We start from the raw sequence: 21,591 nt of genomic DNA on the forward strand, positions 1-21,591 counted from the left end.
GGTGCTCTTTTACTTGTCGGTGGGCTTGAACGGGCTTTCGGTGAGGCCCTCTTGGGCCAGCATCGCTTTCAGCACCGAGATGTCGGAGGAGACGTCCATCGACATGTCCTGGAACATCTCGTCCAGCTGCTTTTCGTAGGCCGCCTGCAGCACGTCTAAGGTCTGTTCGATTTCCTGGCGGGAAGAGGCGATGTTGCTCCCTTGCACCGGCTGCTCTTCCAGCGCATCGTAGGCGGTGAGCAGTTTGATGGTGGTGGGAAGGTAGATGTTGGTGAAGCGGGTCATGCCGTCGATGAGGGAGGGCTCTTCGGCGGCGCGGGCCAGAATGCGGCTCACCAGCTCTTCGATGGCCACGATTTTTCGGCTCACTTCCTCGTCGTCAATGGCCGCGTCCAGGTCTTTCATCTGCTGCACGTAGTGCTCGCCCTCCTTGAGGAAGGTCTTTTGGGCGTCGGTAAGCCGCGAGGGCTCACCGGTTTTGCGGGATGATGGGCGCGTCTGCTCTTCTTCCAGGCTCTTCTTGCGCCTCTGCGCCTCGTCCGCCTGCGCCTGCCGGTAGTAGTGGTAGGCATTGTCGGTGACCATGAGGCAGGTGGCGTTGTCGTCCAGGTGCCCTTGGGGCAAGCTGCCGTTTTTGATGAGCTTGCGGCAAAGTGCCGTAAGCTTGGCGGGGCTCTTCTGCATTTGGGCGGAGAGCTCTTGGATGGTTACCACCTCGCGGCTGCCGGTGATGCGCTTGATGGATTTCAGGGCGCTGCCGGCCCGCAGGCGATTGATGCCCGCCGCCAGCAGCCAAATGGAAAGCCCCAGGGCGATGAGCGGCGGCAGCAGGTAGTCGAAGAAATACTCGGGGGATTGCACGGCAATCACGGACATCAGCTCCTCCATCGCCACATTGGCGAAGCTGACAGTGAAGATGCCGCCCAGCGCCGACATCCACACCCCGGCGTTGCTCTTGCCCTTGACAGGGGTAAACCGGGCGTTGATGGCGCGGGTGCGGGCCGCTTTCGCGCGCTTTTCGGCGGCGGCCGCCTGCTGCTGGGCCGCAAGTTCCTGCTGATGGGCCAGCGCTTGGCGCATTTTCTCGGCCTTCTTGGCGCTGTGCTGCTGGTAGCTGCCCACTGCTTGGCCGATGGCACTGCCCAGCGCGCTGCCGCCGGCGGCCAGGCCTTTGCCCACCGTGTCGCCGATGCTGCGGCAAAGCTGCTCGAATTCCTCCGGGGTCATGCTGCCCGCGGGAGAGCCTTTCGGCTGCTCCGGTGCGAAGGGGGGCACCTCGTAGGTCCCCGACTCTTGCTGTTGGTTTCCGTTGGTTCCGTTTGCGGGTGAAGTCATGGGCGTCCTTTAATGCCATAGATGTGCGAAGAATTGCGTCCACTGCTGTGTTGGGGCACAGTCAGCCATCATACCATAGACCGATGGGGCTAATTCCGCGGCGGCCCGCTTGAACCGGCGCCGTTGCGACCGTTTTTGGTGGTTTGGGGGCGATGGCGCTTCCTTGCTGCAATCGGGGCCCTTAACGGGTAGAATTTCCCTACATATTATATAGCAAGGAGGGTGTTGTGATTACTTTCAGCTTCAAGCAGCTGCGCCAAGTGCGCAGTGGGTGCAACTCTGTCGCAGGACGTCTCGCCTGCGCGGTGGCGCTGGTGGCCGTTGCCATGGTGGCGGGGTGCTCGTCGCCGGAGGTGCCGGAAGCGCAGCCGGCCACGGAACAGGGGCAGCCCATGAGCCGCGACGGCGCTGCGCCCGAAGAGCACGTGGGGGAAACCAGCCGAGCCATGGTGATTGCCGTGGGGGAGCAGGTGCTGTTGGTGAACACTGAAACCCAGGCCCCCTATTACCCCACCATTCCCGAAGGCGGCCTGACCGACGTCGAGGGCGGGCCCATCTCCCCCGACCAACTGGCGGTGGGCAACGTGGTCGAGGTGACCGGCAACGGCATCATGCTGGAAAGCTATCCGGGGCAGTACCCCGGTGTCACGGCCATTCGGGTGGTGGAGCAGGGCAAGCCCGAAGACGCCCAGAAGTACCAGGCCCTCATCGATGAGCTGGCGGCGTCCGGCGCCACCGAGGGGGCGGTGCCCTTCGCTTCGGCCGCCTACCGCACCGAGACCGCCGACGCTTCGCTTCTGCTCGAGCCCGCGGGCTACACCTGGGAAATGCCGGACGGCACGGTGGACAGCCAAGAGCTCAATCTCACGGAGGCCGACGGCAGCGTCACCACCTCCTTAAACGATGCCCGCATTTCCGACAAGACCGACGTGACGGTGATGTTTGACGTTCCCGCCCAGGGGGTGGCGGTCACCCGCATGCCCCTGGCCGCCACCGCTTCCGGCCACGCGGTTGACGCCACGGCCGCTGAAGAGGCGGTGGAGTGCTTGCTCTCCGGTTCCGATGCGGCGTTTTCCATTCAACCGGACAGCCTGTACGTGGTGTCCGCCAACTTCGAGGCCGGTCAGGTGATATACGCTTTCGTAGCGCTGCCGCCCCGCTCCTAGCCTTGTGATACCATGGATTCATGACCAATACCACGCAAATCCTCATAACCGTGCCCCCCGAAGCGCCCATGGCGTCTGTGGTGGGGCAGGCCGATTGCCTCCTGCATCAGCTGCAGGAGGCTTTTAACGCTCGCATCACCGTGCGGGGCAACCAGATTGCCATCGATGGCGACGAGGTGGAATTGCAGCAGCTCACCGCCCTGTTCAGCGAGCTGATCAAGATGGCGCAGGAAGGGGAGGGGCCCACGGTGGATCATCTGGCCCATTCCATCGACCTGCTGCGCCGCGCCGAGTATTCCCCCTCGCTTCTGCGGGAGGACATCCTGCTCACTTACCGGGGCCGGGCCATTCGCCCCAAAACCGCCGGCCAGAAGCGCTACGTGGACGCCATTCGCCAAAACACCGTGACGTTTGGCGTCGGTCCGGCCGGCACCGGCAAAACCTACCTGGCCATGGCCATGGCGGTGGCGGCCCTGAAGCGCAAAGAGGTGGGGCGCATCATCCTCACCCGTCCCATCATCGAAGCGGGGGAGAACCTGGGCTTTCTCCCCGGCACTCTTACCGAGAAGGTGGACCCCTACATCCGCCCCCTTTACGATGCCCTCTACGACATGACCGACAGCGAGCGGGCCAACCAGCTCATCGAGTGCGGCACCATCGAGATAGCCCCGCTGGCCTTCATGCGCGGCCGCACCTTGAACGACAGCTTCATTATTTTGGACGAGGCCCAGAACACCAAGCCGGAGCAGATGAAGATGTTCCTCACAAGGCTGGGCTTCGGGTCGAAGATGGTCATCACAGGGGACATCTCTCAAACCGACCTCACCTTCGGTACTTCCGGGTTGGTGCACGTGCGCCCCATTTTGGAGGGCATGGGCGATATCGCCTTCTGTGATTTCACCGGCAAAGACGTTGTGCGTCATTCCCTGGTGGCCCGCATCGTGGCCGCCTACGAGGGCGCCCGCGGAAAGGAAACCGCTTAAATGGACATTCTGATCAGCTACGATTACCGCGAGGAAGACCTCAAGCCGTTGCCGCTGCGCGAGCTCACCCAGTTCGTGCTGGCCAGCGAAGGGAAGCCCTTCAACACCGAGGTGTCGGTGAGCTTCGTGGACAATCCGTCCATCGCGGTGCTAAACGAGCGGTTCCGCGGCATCGCGGGGCCCACCGACGTGCTGTCCTTCGAATGCGACAACGTTGAGGACGAGTGCTCTTGCCAGGAGCGGGAAGACCCCATCTACGAGCTGGGCGACGTGGTGATTGCGGCCGACGTGGCCGAAGCGCAAACCCACGAGTACGGCACCTCCTTCGAGGAAGAGGTGTCGCTTTTGCTGGTGCACGGGCTTTTGCACCTGTGCGGCTACGACCATATCGAAGACGACGACGCCGTTGTGATGGAGGGGCGCGAGAAGGAGCTGCTGGGGGCCTGGGCCGAACGGCGCCGCGCCGAGGCGGCGGAATAGGGCCGCATGGAGCAGCAGCCGTCCCCGAAAACGAAGATCACCCTTTCGCAGGCCTTCCGGTGCGCCGGCAGCGGCGTAATCGGTTGCGTGCGCACCCAGCGCAACATGAAGATCCACGTTGCGGCGGCCGTTGCCGTGGTGGTGGCCGGCCTGCTGTGCCGTCTTGCCCCCCTTGAGTGGTGCGCCGTGGCGCTGTGCATCGGCGCGGTTTGCACGCTGGAGTGCGTGAACACGGCCGTGGAGGCGGCGGTCGATTTGGTGACGGAGGAATACCACCCGTTGGCCAAAGTGGCGAAAGATTGCGCCGCTGGCGCGGTGCTGGTGGCTGCGGCGGCCTCGGTGGCGGTGGGGATGCTGGTGTTTGTCCCGGCTATTTGCCGGTTGTTAGGGCAGTAGCGGCGCGTTGGCGCCGAGGAGGAAGGGCATGCTTGTGACCGAGGAGTTTCGTTCCGGGTTCGTCACCCTGGTGGGGCGCCCCAATGCGGGGAAATCCACCCTGATCAACGCCATTATGGGCAAGAAGATCGCCATCACCTCTTCCACGGTGCAAACCACCCGTCATCGGTTCCGCGCGGTGCTGAACTGCCCCGACTTCCAAATGATCATGGTGGACACCCCCGGCCTGCACAAGCCGAAGGACGCGCTGGGGGAAGAGCTGAACACCTCCGCCCTCAAAGCGCTGGAGGATGTGGACGTGGCGGCGTTTCTAGTGGACGCCTCCAAGCCCATCGGCAAGGGGGACCGCTGGATTGCCGAGCAGCTGCAGCGCAGCTGCGCCAAGAAGATATGCGTGCTGTCCAAGATAGACCTCGCCGACGACCGGCAGATTTCCGCCCAGCGGGAGGCGGCCGAGCAGTTGGGGCAGTGGGATGCGATGGTAGCGCTGTCGGCGGTGACTGGCTACAACGTGGAGGCCTTCGTGGAGGAGGCGGAGCAGCTGCTGCCGCCGGGGCCGGCGTGGTTCCCCCGCGACATGGAAACCGACCAGCCGCTTGAGGTGATGATCGCCGAGTTCATCCGCGAGAAGATACTGCGCAGCTTCAACGACGAGATTCCCCATGCCATCGGCGTGGCGGTGGACGAGTTCGAATACGATCGCAGGAAAGACCTGTACCGCATCTTCGCCATCATCTACGTGGAGCGCGACAGCCAGAAGGGCATCATCATCGGGAAGAAGGGGCAGGCCATCAAGGCTATCGGCATCGAGGCGCGGGAAGATTTGGAACACCTGCTGGGGTGCAGGGTTTTCCTGGACCTGTCGGTGAAGGTGCGCAAGAACTGGCGCCGCGACGCGAACCAGATTCGCCGTTTCGGTTACGGGGACGGTGTGGCTTAGCTGCGCTGCCCTGGTGGCCATCGCAACAGCTCGGCGCTGCGGCGCACAGAGGTAAATTTTCGCTTTCGGTATACAGCGGCCCTTCAAGTGCGCGATTTTTCTCGTACAATATGAGCGACCATGCCAAGAGACGGGATGCTTCATGATCTGCCCCCAGTGCCATCAAGAAAACGAAGACAACGCTGCGGAATGCGCTCATTGCGGCGCCCCTTTGAGCGACGAGGGCTCCAAAGGGGCATCTCCCAGCGCGCTGATTTCCGAGTCGCTTGAGGAAGTGCGCTCCATGGCCGCGGTGCCGGAAGTGCTTGCGGCCGAAAAGATTCTAGGCGCTCAGGACAGCGGTGCCGAAGCCGCCGTTCGCAAGGAGAAGCTGGCCGAGGTGGTGCCCGAGCCGGTGGTGCCCTCTAAGGCTGGGCTTGCCACGCAGGTGCCGGTGCCCGAACCTCCGTCCAAAACAGGGCTTTCCGACAAGATTCCCGTTGTGGATGACGTTCCGGCGGTTTCCGAGGCCGCCCGCCTGAAGAGCAGCGGCCCCGTTCCGGCAGTGTACGTTGAAGAGTCCATGGCGCCATCGGTGGCCAAAGAGGCCGCCGAGCTGTTCGAGGGCTCCGATTACGATGAGCTTTCCGCCCCCGCCCTGGATTTTTCCGGACTGGAGACCATCGTGGATTCCAGCTACGTGCCGCCGGCCCCCAGCCGCACGGGTGACACCATGGAGATACCCGTTATCGAAGACGACGCTGCCCCCCGTGCCCGCCAGTTCGTGGGCGGAGACGACCCCAAACTGGCGAAGCAGCGCTCGAAAGAGCAGAAGAAGATAGACCGGGCCCTGGCCAAAGAGAAGAAAAAGAACGCCAAGGCCGCGAAGAAGGCGGCCGGCGCTGCGGCGGCCGGAGCGGTGGCTGCAACGGCGGTGGCGGCCGAGGCGGCCCATGCAGCTGAGGCGCCGGCTGCTGCAGCCGCTGCCGAGGGTGCCGCGCCCTCGCCCTGCGCGGCGCAGGCGGTCGAGAAGAAGGGCGATTCTGCTCCCAAGGCTTCTGCGGCTCCTCAAAAACCCGTTAGCGAGAAGGTCGCCTCAAAAGCGGCAGAGCCGGCGGCTCCCCGCAAGAAGTCGAAGGCGAAAGTAGTGGTGGTCTGCATTGTGCTGGTGGCCGTTGCCGCTGCAGCCGCCGCCGGGCTCACCTACCATTACGAGCTTTGGGGCGGCAGAACCATCCCCAGCGTGATGGGGCAGCCGGCGGCCGAGGCCCAGCAAACGCTGGAAGCGGCCGGTTTCGCCGTTACGGTGCAGCAGGAAAAGAGCGACGAGCCCGAGGGCATCGTGCTGGCCCAAAGCCCTGAGGGCCGCAGGGCCGAAGCGGGATCGCTCGTCACTCTCACGGTGTCGGTGAGTCGCACCGTCCCCGCCGTGGTGGGTATGAGCGCCGATAACGCCTTGGCGGCGCTGGCGGCCGAGGGCTACAGTGCCGTTTCCCAAACTGAGCAGAAATCTAACGAGGCCGCCGGCACGGTGCTGGCCGTTACCCCTGAGGCGGGCACCAAGGCTCCTACCACACAGGAAATCGCCCTTACGGTGGCCGTGCCCTTCACTGTGCCCGATGTGGTTGGCATGGACGGCGACCAGGCAAAAGAGGCGCTGTCGGCGGACTACGAGGTGGAGGTGCGCTACACCTACACCGAAGACGTGCAGCCGGGGTATGCGGTGAGCACCGAGCCTGAGGCAGGCTCCCAGTTGAATTCCGGCGAGACGGTGGTTCTGTACCTGGCGAAGTCTCGCGCCGCCGAGTGCGTGGCCTACGCCCAGGCCTACTTCAATTCCACCGACAAGTTCGTCATCGGCGGTGCCAATTACCGTATTGATCCGGCGAAGTTGACCATCGAGTACATCGGCGACGACACCATTCGCTACACCGTGTCTGCCATCGAGTACGGCAGCATTTTCGGCATCGTGGTGGAGAACAACGCCGCCGGTTGGCAGAACCTCACCGGCACCATTCGCTGGGACGATCAGGGCAACAACGTGGCCTCCGACCCCAGCATCAAGCGCGCCTAGGATAGGTTTTGGCGGGCCAGTCGTTTTGGGTGCGGGGGTTAGTGCTCCGCAAAACCAAGCTGGGGGAGTCCGACCTCATCGTTGAGCTTTTGAACGATGAGGGCTGCTTGGTGCGGGCCGTGGCCAAAGGCGCCCGCAAGCCCAAGAGCAGCTTCGCCAGCCGCCTGGAGCTGGGCAACTCGGTGGAGCTTCTGTGCGCTTCGGGGCGCGGCCTGGCTATCGTGCAGGAGTGCCGCCTGGTGAGCGCCCGCATGGGGCTGCGGCAAGATTACGACCGGTTGGTTTGCACCGAAGTGCTGTTGGAGCTTTTGTCCAAGTGCGCCCAGGAGGATTTGCCCCAGCCGAAGCTGCTGGCGATGGCTGAGGCGGCGCTGGATGCGCTCGCAGCGGCGCCGGCAGCGGCGGCTCTGGGGCTTTTGGCGGCCGCATTTTTGAAGGTGCTGGCCTTCGTGGGCCTGCGCCCCGAGCTACGCCGTTGCGTGGTGTGCGGGCGCCCTGCCGCCGGTGCCACCCGCTTTTCCGACTTCGAGGGGGGCGTGGTGTGCGCCGAGTGCGGTTCGCGGGTGGAGGCCCGCTTCTACCCGGCCGAGGTGCTCTCTGCCGCTGCCTTTTTGCTCCATACGCCGTTTGCCCAGATTGCCGAAGCACCGGTTGCCTCCGAGGCTGCCCGTGAAGTGCTGCAGATGGCCGCCTCCCTTGCCCAAGTGCACCTGGATTTCACCCTCCGCAGCCTGCGCATGCTGTGACCTTGCCTTAGCGGCCAGGGGCAAGTTGTGACCGGTTCGGGGAGATTTTTGCCGGTGGGAAACTTTTTCTTGTGGCTTTATGGGGGCGTCCCTATACTTTAACGGCTGCCCATTTGGCAGTGCGTCGATGCTTGGCTTTCACGGGCCACCCCATGAGGGCCCAGCTCTGACGATTTTGACATAAGGGCCACGGGCCCGGCATAGTTGAAAGGTGGAACAATGGCCAACAAAGACAGCATCAGCAAAGAGCGCACCGCTGAGCTCATCCGCGAATTCGGCAAGGACGAGCACGACTCCGGCAGCGCCGAGGTGCAGGTGGCGATCCTCTCCGAGCGCATCCGCAACCTCACCGAGCACCTGAAGGTGCACAAGAAGGACAACCACACCCGCCGCGGTCTGATGATGCTCATCGGTAAGCGTCGCGGCCTGCTGAAGTACATTAAAGAGCGCGACATCGACAACTACCGCGCCCTCATCAAGAAGCTCGGCATTCGCGACAACATCTAAGTTGAAACCGTCAAGGCCCGCAGGTAAGCGGGCCTTGCGTTTAGGGGGCCGAAACCTCCTGCGCCGGGCATCCGGTGCGAAGCAGTGAAGAAGCTCGGCGGCAATAGGGCCGGCGAGGCGAAGAGAAAGAAAAAGCATATGGAAAAAATCGTCGAATCCTTCGAGCTGTACGGCAAGGAATATCGACTGGAAACCGGCGAGCTGGCCAAGCAGGCCACGGGCGCTGTACTGGTTACCTGCGGAGAGACCTCCGTTCTGGTGACCGCGGTGGTTTCCAAACAGGAGAAAGACTACGACTTCTTCCCGCTCACCGTGGACTTCATGGAGAAGATGTACGCGGTGGGACGCATCCCCGGCGGCTACCTGAAGCGCGAGGCGAAGCCCTCCGACAAGGGCACCCTCACTGCCCGCATGATCGACCGCCCCATCCGCCCCGGCTTCCCCGACGGCTTCAAGCAAGAAGTGCACGTGGTGGCCACCACCTTCGTGGTGGACGGCCAGAACCCGCCCGATACCATCTGCGTCGCCGGCGCCAGCGCCGCGCTGCTGGTGGGCGGCGCCCCCTTCGACGGCCCTGCCGCCTGCGTGCGCATCGGCCGTAACAAGGAAACCGGCGAATTCATCGTGAACCCCACCTACGCCGAGCAGGAGAACTCCGACCTGGAGCTCACCATCGCCGGCACCGCCGACTACATCTCCATGGTGGAGGCCGGCGCCCATGAGATTTCCGAAGAGGACATGCTGGCCGCCATGACCTTCGGCCAAGAGGCCATCGCCGCCTTCTGCGAGAAGCAGGCTGCCTTCCTGGCGAAAGTGAACCCCGAGCCCATGGACTACACCATCCACGTGGCCGACCCTTGCGTGGCCGAGCGGGTGGGCGAGTACTACGACGCCATGGCCGCCGCCCTGAAAGACCCCGACAAGCTTTCCCGCATGCAGAAGGTGGAAGAGCTGAAGGCCGCCATCAAGGCCGACAGCTTCACCGAGGAAGAGCAAGCGGCCTGGGGCAGCGACATCGCCGCCGCCTGCAAGGCGCTGGAGAAGCGCGCCATGCGCCGCATGATCATCGAAACTGGCGAGCGCGTTGACGGCCGCACCCCCGAGGAGATTCGCCCCCTGTACATCCGCCCCGGCTATCTGCCCCGCGTGCACGGCTCCGGCCTGTTCCAGCGCGGCCAGACCCAGGTGATGTCGGTGTGCACCCTTGGCATGCTGAACGAATGGCAGCGCCTGGACACCATCGACCCCGCCGAGGGCAAGCGCTACATGCACCAGTACAACTTCCCGCCCTACTGCACTGGCGAGGTGGGCCGCATGGGCGCCCCGAAGCGCCGCGAAATCGGCCACGGCGCGCTGGCGGAGCGGGCGCTTCTGCCGGTGCTGCCCAACGAGGACGACTTCCCCTACGCCATTCGCGTGGTTTCCGAGGTGCTGGAATCCAACGGTTCTTCTTCCATGGCTTCCACCTGCGGTTCCACCCTGTGCCTGATGGATGCCGGCGTGCCGATTTCCGCCCCGGTTTCCGGTGTGGCCATGGGCCTTATCAAAGAGGGCGACGACGTGGTGGTGCTCACCGACATCCAGGGCATCGAGGACTTCCTGGGTGACATGGACTTCAAGGTGTGCGGCACCCCCAACGGCATTACCGCCCTGCAGATGGACAACAAGGCCAAGGGGCTTTCCGTTGAAATTCTGGCCCGTGCCCTGAAGCAGGCCCACGAAGGCCGCGCCTTCATTTTGGATGCCATGCTGGAGCAAATCCCGGCGCCCCGCGAGGAGATGCGCGAAACCGCTCCCCGCATCGAGACCATCAAGATCCCGGTGGACAAGATCCGCGACGTCATCGGCTCCGGCGGCAAGGTGGTGCGCGGCATCCAGGAGGAAACCGGCGTTTCCATCGACATCCAGGAAGACGGCACCATCCATGTGGGCGCCACCGACGGCAACGCCATGGAGGCAGCCAAGGCCATCATCCTGGGCATTGTGAAAGAACCCGAAGTGGGCGAGGAGTTCGACGGCGAAGTGGTGGGCATCAAGGACTTCGGCGCCTTTGTGAAGCTCACTCCCTCCAAGGACGGCCTCTTGCACATCTCCCGCGTGGCCCAAGGGCGCGTGGGCAAGGTGGAAGACGTGCTGAACATCGGCGATGTGGTGAAGGTGAAGGTCATCGAGGTGGACCCGAAGACCGGCAAGATTTCGCTGGATCGCCTGGACAAGCCCGAGGCCCCCAAAACCGAGGGCGGCGAGAAGCGCGAGCGCAAGGGCGATGAGGGCAAGGGCGAGCGCCGTCCCGGCATGGGCAGCCGCACCCCCCGTCGTTCCCATCGCGGTTAAGAGCGAAAGCGATGATTTCCGTTGCCGTAGCCGGATGCGCCGGGCGCATGGGCCAGCAAGTGGTAGCGGCGGTGAACGGGGCCGATGACATGCAGCTGGCCTGCGGCATCGACCCGGCGCTGCCCGCCGAGGACTTCCCAGTGTTCGCCACGGTGACCGAGGCCTTGGACGCATGTGCGGTGGACGTGCTGGTAGACTTCACCCGCCCCGACGTTGTGGCCGCCAATTTGGCGGAGGCGCTGCCGCGCGGCGTTGACTGCGTGGTGGGCACCACCGGCCTTTCCACGGAGAAGCTGGAGGAGCTCGCGGCGCTGGCCCCTGCCGGCACCGCGCTGTTCTACGCCCCCAACTTCACTACTGGCGCTGTGCTAATGATGGAGTTTTCCCAGGTGGCCGCCAAGTACTTCCCGCAAGTGGAAGTGATCGAGTACCACCACGAGAAGAAGTTGGACGCTCCGTCGGGCACGGCGGTGCGCACGGCGCAGCTGATTGCCGCCGCCCGCGAGGGGCAGCCCAGCGAGGCCCCCGGGCGCGAGACCGAAATCGCCGGGGCCGAGGGTGCCCGCGGCGCCCTTATCGATGGCATCCCGGTGCATTCGGTGCGCTCGGCCGGCTTTTCCGCCAGCCAAGAGGTGATTTTCGGGTCTTTCGGCCAAACGCTCACTTTGCGCCACGATTCGTGGGACCGCGGCTCGTACATGCCCGGTGTTCTGCTGGGCATCCGCTCGGTGGGGGAGCGGGAAGGGCTCGTGGTGGGGCTCGAAACCTTCATGGGTTAGCCCGCCGCACAAGGTATGGCATAATTTCCCGGGCAACCCCTGCCCGAGATTTCTCATATGAACAAGGAGCAACCATGGAAAACCTGCCCTTTGGCCGCATGATTACGGCGATGGTGACCCCCTTCGACGAGGCGGGCGAGTTGGACGTGCCGCGGGTCAAGCAATTGGCGGATCGGTTGGTGGTGGGCGGCAACGATGCCCTTATCATCAACGGCACCACCGGCGAGAGCCCCACGGTTTTCTATCCTCAGAAAATGGAGCTGTTCCGCGCCGTGCTGGAAGCGGTGGACGGTCGCGTTCCCGTGATTGCCAATGTGGGGGACAACTGTACCGCCGATACCATCGACTTCGCCCTCAAGGTGCAAGAGCTGGGCGTGGACGGGTTCATGTGCGTGGTTCCCTATTACAACAAGCCGCCCCAAGAGGGCATGTACCAGCACTTCGCCGCCATTGCCCGTGCGGTAAAGCTGCCCATCGTGCTGTACAACATCCCCGGCCGCTGCGTGGTGAACATGGAGGCGGAAACCACATTGCGCCTTGCGCGCGACTTTGAAAATATCGTGGCCATCAAGGAGGCATCGGGGCGCATGGAGCAAGTGGAGGCCATTGTGGCCGGCGCTCCTGAGGGCTTCGCGGTGTATTCGGGCGACGACTCCGCCACCTTGCCCATTATGGAGCGGGGCGGCGTGGGGGTCATCTCCACCATCGGCAACGTGGCGCCCGAGCGCATGCGGCAGCTGGTGTACCTGGCGGCGGAGGGCAATTTTGCCGAGGCGCAGCGGGCCCATGACCAGCTGCTCCCCCTGATGGAAGGGCTTTTCACCACTTCCAACCCCATCCTGGTGAAAGAGGCCCTGAAGCTGGTGGGCTTCCCGGTGGGGGGCGTGCGCCTGCCGCTGGTGAGCGCCACGCCGCAGCAATCGGCCGAGCTCAAGGCCATTATGGAGGCGGTGGGGGTTCTGTAGCCCCGCCGGCCGTCTGGCCTGACAACAGACACGAACATGGGGGAGCTGGGGCCGCATTTGCGCGGCCGGCTCCCGCATCCATATATAAGAGAGGACACTTCTGTGACCGAAGAGAACAAGAATGCCCCTGAAGAGGGGGGCAAGAACCTGCAGCGGCGCACTAAACGCCGCACCAGCACCTACAAGCACGTGAACATCGACCGGCAACGGCCCAAGCTCACCCGCGAAGGGGAGGGGGCCTCGACGAAAGAGGGGGCGCCGGCCCCGAAGAAGGAAGGTTCCGGCCAGCGCCAGAAGGGGCAGCAAAAGCCCAAGCGGCGGGCCAGTGTGAAGAAGGACCCCAATTCCGTGCTGCGGGTTATTCCCCTGGGCGGCCTGGACGCCATCGGCAAGAACATGACCGCCTTCGAGTGCGACGGCGACATGATCTTGGACGATGCGGGCCTGATGTTTCCCGACGACGACCATCCGGGCATCGACCTCATCCTGCCCGATTACACCTACGTGCTGGAAAACGCCGAGAAGCTGAAGGGCATCGTGGTCACCCACGGCCATGAGGACCACACCGGTTCGCTGCCCTACCTGCTGAAGGACCTGGGCGTTACCGTGCCCATTTACGCCACTAAACTCACCTTGGGGCTCATCGAGGGCAAGTTGGCCGAGCACCGCATCAAAAACGCCAAGTTGGTGGAGATCAAGCCGGGCGACCAGATTCGCCTCGGCTGCTTCGTGGTGGATTTCTTCGCTGTGAACCACTCCATCCCTGGTGCCGTGGGGGTGTTCCTGCAATCGCCCGCCGGCAATGTGCTGCACACCGGCGATTTCAAACTGGACCAAACCCCCATCGACGGGGTGCACACCGACTTCGGTGCCTTGGCGGAGTTCTCGAAGAAGGGCGTCGATCTGATGCTCTCCGACTCCACCAACGCCACCAACCCCAACTTCACGCCGTCGGAGGCGGAGGTGGGCAAAACTCTGTCCCAAATCATCTCCCAGGCGAAGGGGCGCGTCATCATCGCGTCGTTCGCCAGCCACATCCACCGCATGCAGCAGATTTGCGATGCGGCGGTGGCCAGCGGTCGCAAGGTGGTGGTGACGGGCCGTTCCATGATCCAGAACACCGACATCGCCCGCAAGCTGGGCTATCTCAATATTTCCGATAACGACCTCATCGACGCCTACGATTTGAAGGGCATCCCGTCGGACCAGGTGGTAATCATGTGCACCGGTTCGCAAGGAGAGCCGCTTTCGGCCCTGGCCCGCATCGCCAACGGCGAGCATCGCACCATCGACATCGAGCCGGGCGACACGGTTATCATCTCTGCCACGCCGGTGCCCGGCAACGAGAAGGCGGTCACCCGCGTCATCAATTCGCTGGCGAAAATCGGGGCCGATGTGTATGACAAGTCCCGCGCCCGCGTGCACGTGTCCGGCCATGCCGGTGCCGAAGAGCTGAAGATTATGCTGTCCATCGTGGCGCCGAAGGCCTTCATGCCGGTACATGGCGAGGCCACCCACTTGCGGGCCCATGCGGGCTTGGCCGAGGCCACCGGCGTGGCGCCCGAGAACATCTTCGTGCTGGAGAACGGCGAATCGCTGGAGCTCACCTCGAAGGGAGTGCGCTTGGGCGAGCCGGTGGAAAGCGGCGTGGTGTACGTGGACGGCCTTTCGGTGGGCGACACTTCCCAGGACGTGCTGGACGAGCGCACTAAGTTGGGCAATCAGGGCTTCGCCTCCATTGCCGCGGCCGTGAACCTGAAAACCTGCAAAACGGTGGGGGAGGTGCAGCTGGAGATGCACGGCATCACTGGCGGCGATGACTACTACCTGGCAGACGAGGCAGTGTCGGCCGTAAGGAACGCGCTGGGGCGCCAGCTGGCCAAGGGCGGCGGCGTGAAAGAGCTGCGCAAAGTGGCCCGCGATGCTCTGCTGTCCGTCCTTTGGGACCGTGCAAAGCAGCGCCCGATGGCCTGTGTGAGCATCATCGAAGTATAAGGTGTAGAATATCCCCTGCAAAACACAGCCCTAAACGTACTACTGCAAAGGAACTACCGTGGCTCGAAAAACAGCCTCCTCAAATGCCAAGAAGCCGGCTACGCGCAAGCCTTCCCAGAAGGCGCGCGCGGCGGCGCCGGCCAGCAACCAAGGCCCCCTCTTCGATCAGAAAACCCGCACCGACATCGGCGGCGTGGTGCTGATCGCGCTGGGGGTCATTCTTTTCATCGCCGCCATCATGCCCACTGAGGGGCTGGTGAGCGACTTTGCCGGCAACGCGCTGCGTATGTTGTTCGGCACCGGCGCCTATTTCGTGCCGCTTTTCCTGGTGGCCATCGGCTTTACCTTCGTGTGGCGCTTCGACAAGCAGCGCATGTCCATCCGGGTTTCGCTGGGGCTGGTGATCATCTTGGTGGCGGTGCTGTCGCTGTGCGCCCTTGCCACCCCCATCCCCACCGCTTCCTATGACGATTTCTTCCAAGTGGCCGCCCTGCAGTACCACGGCGGCTACTTGGGCGCGGCGGTGGCCTGGGTGCTCTGCGTGCTGTTCGGCCCCGTCATCAGCGCCATCATCTTGGTTGCCCTCATTGTTGTGGGGGTGATTGTCATCGGGTTTTCCCTCACCGACTTGCTGGAGCGCATCCGCGCGTACCGCGATGCCCGGACTGAAGCGCGGGAGCAGGAATTGGATCAGCAGGTGCCGGAATTCGCCCGCATCCGCCGCGGCCGCGACGGGCGCACCTTGCGCAGCCTGGACACCGAGCTTCCCATGCCTGCCGGCCAGGCCACCATGGTGGTGGGGGCCCCGGCACAGGAGTGCGCTGCCCGTGGCCGCCACAGCGGTGCCGCCCTGAAGACGGCGGTGCTGCCGCCTCAGAACTTCGAGCAGTCGCCGGTGGAGCAGCCGGCCCTTACCCGCCGTTTGAAGAAGGCCGACGACCCGGCGCCGCCGCGCAAGAAGGCGTCCGCCAAGAAGGCGGCCCCTGCCCCCGCTCCCGAGGCGGAAGCGTCCGGCGACGGGTTCCAGCTGCCCTCCATGAGCCTTTTGGAGTCGGGGGTTGGCAAACGTGGCGGTTCAACCCCTGAAGAGCTGGCGGAAGTGGGGGCCGAGCTGCAGGGCACCCTTGAGGATTTCGGGGTGATGGCCAGCGTTGTGGGCTGGGTGGAAGGCCCCACGGTAACCCTGTTCAAAGTGGATTTGCCCTCCGGCGTGCGGGTGAGCAAGGTAACCAACCTCACCGACGACATCGCCCTCGCGCTTGCCGCCCCCGGCGTGCGCATCTTCGCTCCCATCCCCGGTACCAACTACGTGGGCATCGAGGTGCCCAACCGCAAGCGCCAAACGGTGTACCTGCCCGACGTGCTGGCCGCCGCCGGCCCCGGCCCCTTGCAGGTGGCCATCGGCGAGGACGTGGAAGGCCATTCCATCGTGCACGACCTGGCCAAGATGCCCCACGTGCTCATCGCCGGCACCACCGGTTCGGGCAAGTCGGTGGAAGTGAACGCCATGATCATGTCCATCCTGCTGCGGGCCACGCCGTCGGAAGTGCGCTTCATCATGATCGACCCCAAGCGGGTGGAGTTCGCCCCCTACGAGGGCATTCCCCATCTGTACGTGCCGGTGGTAACCGAATGCCGCGAAGCTTCCAGCGCCCTTTCCTGGGCAGTGGCGGAAATGGAGCGGCGCCTGAAGCTGTTCTCCAAGTGCGGCGTGCGCAACATCATCTCCTTCAACGAGAAGGCCAAGGCGGCCCAAGCGGCCGATGAAGAGGCCCAGGCCAAGGGGGAGGAAGCTTCCGAGAATCCCTACGGCGAGCCGATTCCCTACATCGTCATCGTCATCGACGAGCTGGCCGACCTCATGATGAACGTGGGCAAGGAAGTGGAGTTCTCCATCAGCCGCCTGGCCCAGCTGGCCCGCGCCGCCGGCATCCACCTCATCATTGCCACCCAGCGTCCCTCCACCAACGTGGTCACCGGTCTCATCAAGGCGAACATCACCTGCCGCATTGGCCTTACGGTGGCCTCTGGCATCGACTCCCGCGTTATCCTCGACTCCACTGGCGCCGAGAACCTCATCGGCATGGGCGATTTGCTCATTTCCAAGCCGGAATACCCCAAGCCGGTGCGCGTGCAGGGGCCCTACGTGCCCGATGAGGAGATAGCCGCCGTGGTGGAGCACCTGAAGTTGCAAGGGGAGCCAGAGTACCACACTGAGATCCTTTCCACCAACGTCATGTCCGTGGGGGACACCTCCACCATGCCCGGAGGCGGCGGGGAAGACGACGATCCGCTGCTGTGGGAAGCCGCCGAAGTGGTTGTTTCCAGCAATTTGGGCTCAACTTCTGCCCTGCAGCGCCGTCTTAAAGTAGGCTATGCACGAGCGGGTCGCATTATGGACCAACTGGAAGAGAAGGGCGTGGTGGGCCCGGGCAACGGGTCGAAGCCGCGAGAAGTGTTGGTAGACGAATTGGAACTGGAAACGCTGAAGGCCTTCGAGGCGGGCGATTCCATGGCAGACGAGGAGTACTGACATGGGCAGGCAAGTGCCTTTTGGGGACATTCTCCGCGATGCGCGCGAACGTGAGGGGCTGGATTTGAACACGGCGGCGCGCAAGCTGCACATCCGCCCCGACATCCTGCGCGCCATCGAGGACAGCGATTTCGCCCGCATGCCCCCGCGCGGCTACACCCGCAACATGGTGAACGCCTACGCGCGGCTGGTGGGGCTGAACGCTTCCCAGATGTCCTCCCTTTACGCCGATCAGGCCTATGCTTTCGAGGTGGGCCGCAGCCGTTCCGACGAGCTGCGCCTTGACAGCCGTTCCCGTAGCGGCGCTTCCGGGCGGCCCTCGTCGAACCGCCCCCGCTCCGCGGCGTCTTCTTCTCGCTCCCAAGGGGGCTACAACGGCCGCACCGCATCGGGCCGGGGCATTTACGACGACCGTACCGACATGCAAGGGCGGGCCTATTCAACCCGTTTCTCCGGGGGGTCGCAAGGGCGCAGCGCCGGCTCTTGCCGCAATGTGTACGCCGGCGGTTCTGCGGCGTCGACTGCATCTAAACTGCCCTTCATCCTCATCGGCATCATTGTTTTGCTGATTCTCATCATCGTGTTGGTGCTGCTGTTCGGCAACAAGGGGCAGGCGGAAACGGACGTGCCCGAGAACATGCCCATCGCCGGCCTCACCAACACCGCCAACCCCACTCAAGGGGAAGCCGACCCCGCCCAGGCGGCACAACAGGCGGCCCAGGCGGCGCAGCCCAAAGTGGAAGAGCCGCCCACCAAGGCGGTGTTCACCTACGAGGTGCCCGAGGGGCAGTCCGCCTACATCGAGATTAAGGTGGGGGACACCACCAGTTACGATACCGCGTCCATTATTGAGGGACCCAAGGAAAAGTCCTACGATGTCACCGACACCCTTACCTTTGCCACTACCAGCCCCGATTCGGTGGTGCTCACCCTCGACGGCGAAGTGGTGAAGCCCACGGAGGCCCGCCAGGGCACCGGGGTGTACAACTACACCGTGAACTTCTCCGATATCCTGGCCCAATGGAAGGCGGACCATCCGGAGGCCGAGGACAACACCAAGAAGGACGACGACGCGGCGGCGGATGACACTGCCCCTGGCGGGGAGGGCTCCGGCTCTTCCGGTTCATCTGGCGACGGGTCCGCCTCCGCTCAGTAATTTGACGTTTACCAAGAGGAAGGTGCTGCATCGTCATGGCAAAAGAAGCAAGCTTCGACATTGTGTCCACCGTGGACATGCAAGAGGTTGATAATGCGTTCCAGCAGGCTAAAAAGGAAATAGCCCAGCGCTACGATTTGAAGGACTCCGGCGCTGAGATCACGCTCGACAAGGCCAAGGGGCAGGTGGGCATTGCCGCGCCGGCCGATTTCGTGGCCAAGCAGGTGATGGACGTGTTCGGTTCGAAGCTGGTCAAGCGTGGTATCGCGCTTTCGGCCCTCAGCTGGGGCGAGCCAGTGGCCGCTACCGGCGGCAGTGTTCGTCGCACCGGCACCGTCATCAACGGCATCGAGAAGGAAACCGCTTCCAAGATTTCCAAGGACATCCGCGACACCAAGCTGAAGTGCAAGGTGCAGATAGAGGGAGATAAGCTGCGGGTAACTTCCGCGTCTCGCGATACCCTGCAGGAGGTCATTGCCTTCGTGAAGGGCCGGGATTACGGCCAGCCGCTGCAGTTCACCAACTACCGCTAAGGCGCGCGTTCATGGCCGTTGAAATCGACGGGGGCGTCCGCGGCAAAGCGGTGGCGCTGATTACCATGGGCTGCGCCAAAAACGAGGTGGACAGTCAGCACATGACGCGGCGCCTCATGGCGGCCGGCTACCGCATGGAGGAAGACCCTTCCCGCGCCGACTGCATTATCGTTAACACCTGTTCCTTCATCCAAAGCGCCACCGAGGAATCGCTTGAGACGGTGTTCGAAGTGCTGGGGCTGGATAACGTGGCGGCCGGCGCTGCGAAGGTGGTGGTGGCCGGGTGCATGCCGGCCCGTTACGGCGCGCAGCTGGAAGAGTCGCTGCCGGAGGCCAACAGCTTCGTGCCCTGCAGCAAAGAAGACGATATCGCTGCCGTTGTGGACGGGCTTTTGGGGGTTGTGCGTGGCGAGGGAGACGAGCAGCCCCGCTACCAAGCCGCCGGGGCGCTTCCGGGCGAATACGGCACCTATGCCTACGTGAAGATTTCCGACGGCTGCGACCGCCGCTGCGCCTACTGCGCCATCCCCGCCATCCGCGGCGCTTATCACAGCTTTCCCTTCGCTGCAATCGATGGTGAAGTGAAGAGGGCCGTTGAGGGAGGGGCGGGGGAAATCTGCCTCATTGCCCAAGACACCGGCCGGTGGGGGCAGGATTTCGAGGAGCCGCTCTCGCTTGCCTGGCTGATGGACGAGTTGGCGGCCCGTTATCCGCAAACCTGGTTCCGCGTGCTGTACTTGCAGCCGGAGGGGGTTACCGACCAGTTGCTGGCGGTGATGGCGGCCCGCGACAACGTGTGCTCGTATCTGGACATTCCCCTCCAGCATGTGGACAAGGCCGTTTTGCGCTCCATGAACCGCGCCGGAAGCCGGGAGGCGTTCGAGGCGCTGGTGGAGCGCGTCCAGGCGGCAGTGCCCGATGTCACACTGCGCACCACGCTCATCGCCGGCTACCCCGGCGAGACGGAGGAGCAGTTCGAGGAACTGCTCGATTTCGCCGCCGCGGGGCTGTTCGATTACGTTGGGGTGTTCCCCTTTTCGCCGGAGGAGGGCACGACTGCGTGCGATTTGCCCGACCAATGGGAAGAGGCGGTGCGAATGGAGCGCGCCCAAGAGCTGCGCGACGTGGCCGACAGCGCCAGCTGCGCCAAGGTGGCCGAGCGCGTGGGGCGCAGCTTCCCCGTTTTGGTGGAAGGGCGCGAAGAGGACGGCCAGCTTTTCGGCCGCGCCATGTGCCAGGCGCCCGAAGTGGACGGGTGCACCTACCTCGTTTCGGGCGAGGTGGGGGAGAAGCGTACGGTGACCATCGGCGACACGCTTTTCTACGAGATGGAGGAAGAGTAATCTCATGGCCGGTTCCGCATCCGAAAAGCTCTGGACCCCTTCCAACATCATCACCGTGGCCCGCATTTGCCTGGTGCCGTTGTTCGTCATCGTCCTCATCACCCCTTGGCCGGAGTGGATGGGGCTCGAATTCATCACCGCGCAGCAGCAGAGCCTGCTTGCGGCGGCTATTTTCATTGTCATTTCCTGCACCGATTGGCTTGACGGCTATTTGGCCCGCAAGCGCAACGAGGTGACCGATTTCGGCAAGTTCATGGACCCCCTTGCCGACAAGATCCTCACCACGGCGGCGCTGTTGGCCCTGGTGGAGCTGAAAGTGCTTCCTTCTTGGCCCGTCCTCATCATCCTCACCCGCGAGTTCATCGTGGCCGGCGTGCGCATGGTGGCGGCCTCGAAGGGCGTGGTAATCGCCGCCAGCTGGTACGGAAAGGCCAAAACCGTCTTTCAGATCATCGCCATCGTGATGTTCCTCATCAAAGACGTGATGGTGTTTCCCAACGTTGCCGATTTCAACTACTTCTACGTGCTCTCATGGATCGTCATGGTGGTGGCGCTGGTGCTCACCATCGTGTCTATGATGGATTATCTGGTGAAGTCCCGCAGCCTGCTGGGTTTCAGTGACGGCGCCCAAAGCGCCCCTGGCCCTTCTGTGGCCCTGCTTCAGGAGCGCATTCGCGAGAAAGCGGCCGAGGTGGTGCGGATGGCGAGCGCAAGCGGCGTTACCGTTGCCACTGCCGAGAGCTGCACCGGCGGCTTGATTGCCGGGGCCCTCACCGAGGTGCCGGGCAGTTCGGAAGCGGTGCTAGGCGGCATCGTGAGCTATGCGAACTCGGTGAAAGAGGGGCAGCTGGGGGTGAGCGCCGAGGCGCTGGCCAGCGATGGCGCGGTCAGCGAGGCCTGTGCGCTGCAGATGTGCCAAGGGGCCCGAAACCAGCTGGGCAGCAGCTGCGCAGTGGCGGTAACCGGCATCGCCGGCCCGGGAGGCGCGGTGCCGGGAAAGCCGGTGGGAACCGTGTGGGTGGGCTATGCCGACGCTACCGGTGCTCGGGCCCAGCTGTGCCATTTCGAGGGGGACCGTCAGCAGGTGCGGCTGCAGACGGTGGAATTTGCCCTTGACTGCTTCTTGCGGCATCTTTCGTCTTAAGGCGGGTTTTTGGGGAAAATTTGGCGCACCGGCGCGGCACATCTGATGGGGCTACGGCGAATCGGCGGAGAACTCTTTTGGCGAGGGCGCCGAGAATCCGGCGAATAGCTTGGTGAGTTTTCCTTCCCGCGTGATGCATTCGGCGGGTTTTCCCGTGGGCGCGTTGATAGCCGTTTGGCGCCCTATTGGCGATTGCGGAACCT

Annotated in this window: 18 protein-coding genes; 17 read left to right on the forward strand and 1 reads right to left on the reverse strand. The window is 63.8% G+C overall.

The features are described 5' to 3' along the window. Nucleotides 1–9: 9 nt before the first annotated feature. Nucleotides 10–1,335, reverse strand: coding sequence for a 5-bromo-4-chloroindolyl phosphate hydrolysis family protein (locus DMP11_RS00215; RefSeq protein WP_123184486.1), 1,326 nt, complete (start codon nt 1,333–1,335; stop codon nt 10–12). Between the two features lie 227 nt (nt 1,336–1,562). Here DMP11_RS00215 and DMP11_RS00220 point away from each other — a divergent pair, with 227 nt between their 5' ends. The 17 genes from DMP11_RS00220 to pgsA all read left to right on the forward strand — a co-directional run bounded on the left by DMP11_RS00220 (nt 1,563) and on the right by pgsA (nt 21,388). Further along, nucleotides 1,563–2,501: a hypothetical protein gene (locus tag DMP11_RS00220; protein WP_123184487.1), complete on the forward strand. Its 939-nt coding sequence runs from the start codon at nt 1,563–1,565 to the stop codon at nt 2,499–2,501. Nucleotides 2,502–2,521: 20 nt separating this feature from the next. Continuing rightward, nucleotides 2,522–3,484, forward strand: a complete 963-nt coding sequence (locus tag DMP11_RS00225) for a PhoH family protein (protein ID WP_123184488.1) — start codon at nt 2,522–2,524, stop codon at nt 3,482–3,484. Next, a complete protein-coding gene (gene ybeY, locus DMP11_RS00230; protein ID WP_123184489.1) occupies nt 3,485–3,964 on the forward strand; it encodes an rRNA maturation RNase YbeY in 480 nt (159 codons plus the stop codon). Between the two features lie 6 nt (nt 3,965–3,970). Beyond that, complete coding sequence (locus DMP11_RS00235) at nt 3,971–4,360, forward strand: diacylglycerol kinase family protein (protein ID WP_123184490.1); 390 nt, start codon at nt 3,971–3,973, stop codon at nt 4,358–4,360. 28 nt (nt 4,361–4,388) lie between these two features. Beyond that, complete coding sequence (era, locus tag DMP11_RS00240; RefSeq protein WP_123184491.1) at nt 4,389–5,300, forward strand: GTPase Era; 912 nt, start codon at nt 4,389–4,391, stop codon at nt 5,298–5,300. A 142-nt stretch (nt 5,301–5,442) separates the two neighbouring features. Continuing rightward, complete coding sequence (locus DMP11_RS00245; protein ID WP_123184492.1) at nt 5,443–7,353, forward strand: PASTA domain-containing protein; 1,911 nt, start codon at nt 5,443–5,445, stop codon at nt 7,351–7,353. Nucleotides 7,354–7,361: 8 nt separating this feature from the next. Then, complete coding sequence (recO, locus tag DMP11_RS00250; protein WP_123184493.1) at nt 7,362–8,099, forward strand: DNA repair protein RecO; 738 nt, start codon at nt 7,362–7,364, stop codon at nt 8,097–8,099. 219 nt (nt 8,100–8,318) lie between these two features. Continuing rightward, nucleotides 8,319–8,606, forward strand: a complete 288-nt coding sequence (gene rpsO, locus DMP11_RS00255) for a 30S ribosomal protein S15 (protein WP_123184494.1) — start codon at nt 8,319–8,321, stop codon at nt 8,604–8,606. Between the two features lie 138 nt (nt 8,607–8,744). Then, entirely contained in the window at nt 8,745–10,940 is a 2,196-nt protein-coding gene (locus DMP11_RS00260; protein ID WP_123184495.1) for a polyribonucleotide nucleotidyltransferase, read from the forward strand. 11 nt (nt 10,941–10,951) lie between these two features. Beyond that, nucleotides 10,952–11,719, forward strand: coding sequence for a 4-hydroxy-tetrahydrodipicolinate reductase (gene dapB / locus DMP11_RS00265; RefSeq protein WP_123184496.1), 768 nt, complete (start codon nt 10,952–10,954; stop codon nt 11,717–11,719). A gap of 74 nt (nt 11,720–11,793) precedes the next feature. Then, entirely contained in the window at nt 11,794–12,684 is an 891-nt protein-coding gene (gene dapA / locus DMP11_RS00270) for a 4-hydroxy-tetrahydrodipicolinate synthase (protein WP_123184497.1), read from the forward strand. A gap of 327 nt (nt 12,685–13,011) precedes the next feature. Then, nucleotides 13,012–14,679: a ribonuclease J gene (locus DMP11_RS00275; RefSeq protein ID WP_235869365.1), complete on the forward strand. Its 1,668-nt coding sequence runs from the start codon at nt 13,012–13,014 to the stop codon at nt 14,677–14,679. 58 nt (nt 14,680–14,737) lie between these two features. After that, entirely contained in the window at nt 14,738–17,212 is a 2,475-nt protein-coding gene (locus DMP11_RS00280) for an FtsK/SpoIIIE family DNA translocase (protein ID WP_170155470.1), read from the forward strand. A gap of 1 nt (nt 17,213) precedes the next feature. Beyond that, on the forward strand, nt 17,214–18,368 hold the full coding sequence (locus DMP11_RS00285; RefSeq protein ID WP_123184499.1) for a helix-turn-helix domain-containing protein: 1,155 nt from the start codon (nt 17,214–17,216) through the stop codon (nt 18,366–18,368). Between the two features lie 35 nt (nt 18,369–18,403). Next, nucleotides 18,404–18,901: a YajQ family cyclic di-GMP-binding protein gene (locus DMP11_RS00290; protein ID WP_123184500.1), complete on the forward strand. Its 498-nt coding sequence runs from the start codon at nt 18,404–18,406 to the stop codon at nt 18,899–18,901. Nucleotides 18,902–18,912: 11 nt separating this feature from the next. Then, nucleotides 18,913–20,244, forward strand: a complete 1,332-nt coding sequence (rimO, locus tag DMP11_RS00295; RefSeq protein WP_123184501.1) for a 30S ribosomal protein S12 methylthiotransferase RimO — start codon at nt 18,913–18,915, stop codon at nt 20,242–20,244. Nucleotides 20,245–20,248: 4 nt separating this feature from the next. Beyond that, nucleotides 20,249–21,388: a CDP-diacylglycerol--glycerol-3-phosphate 3-phosphatidyltransferase gene (gene pgsA, locus DMP11_RS00300; protein WP_123184502.1), complete on the forward strand. Its 1,140-nt coding sequence runs from the start codon at nt 20,249–20,251 to the stop codon at nt 21,386–21,388. The last annotated feature ends 203 nt before the right edge of the window (nt 21,389–21,591 follow it).

Origin of the sequence: Parvibacter caecicola, assembly GCF_003725335.1 — a bacterium.
In the GTDB taxonomy this organism is placed as follows: Bacteria; Actinomycetota; Coriobacteriia; order Coriobacteriales; family Eggerthellaceae; genus Parvibacter; species Parvibacter caecicola.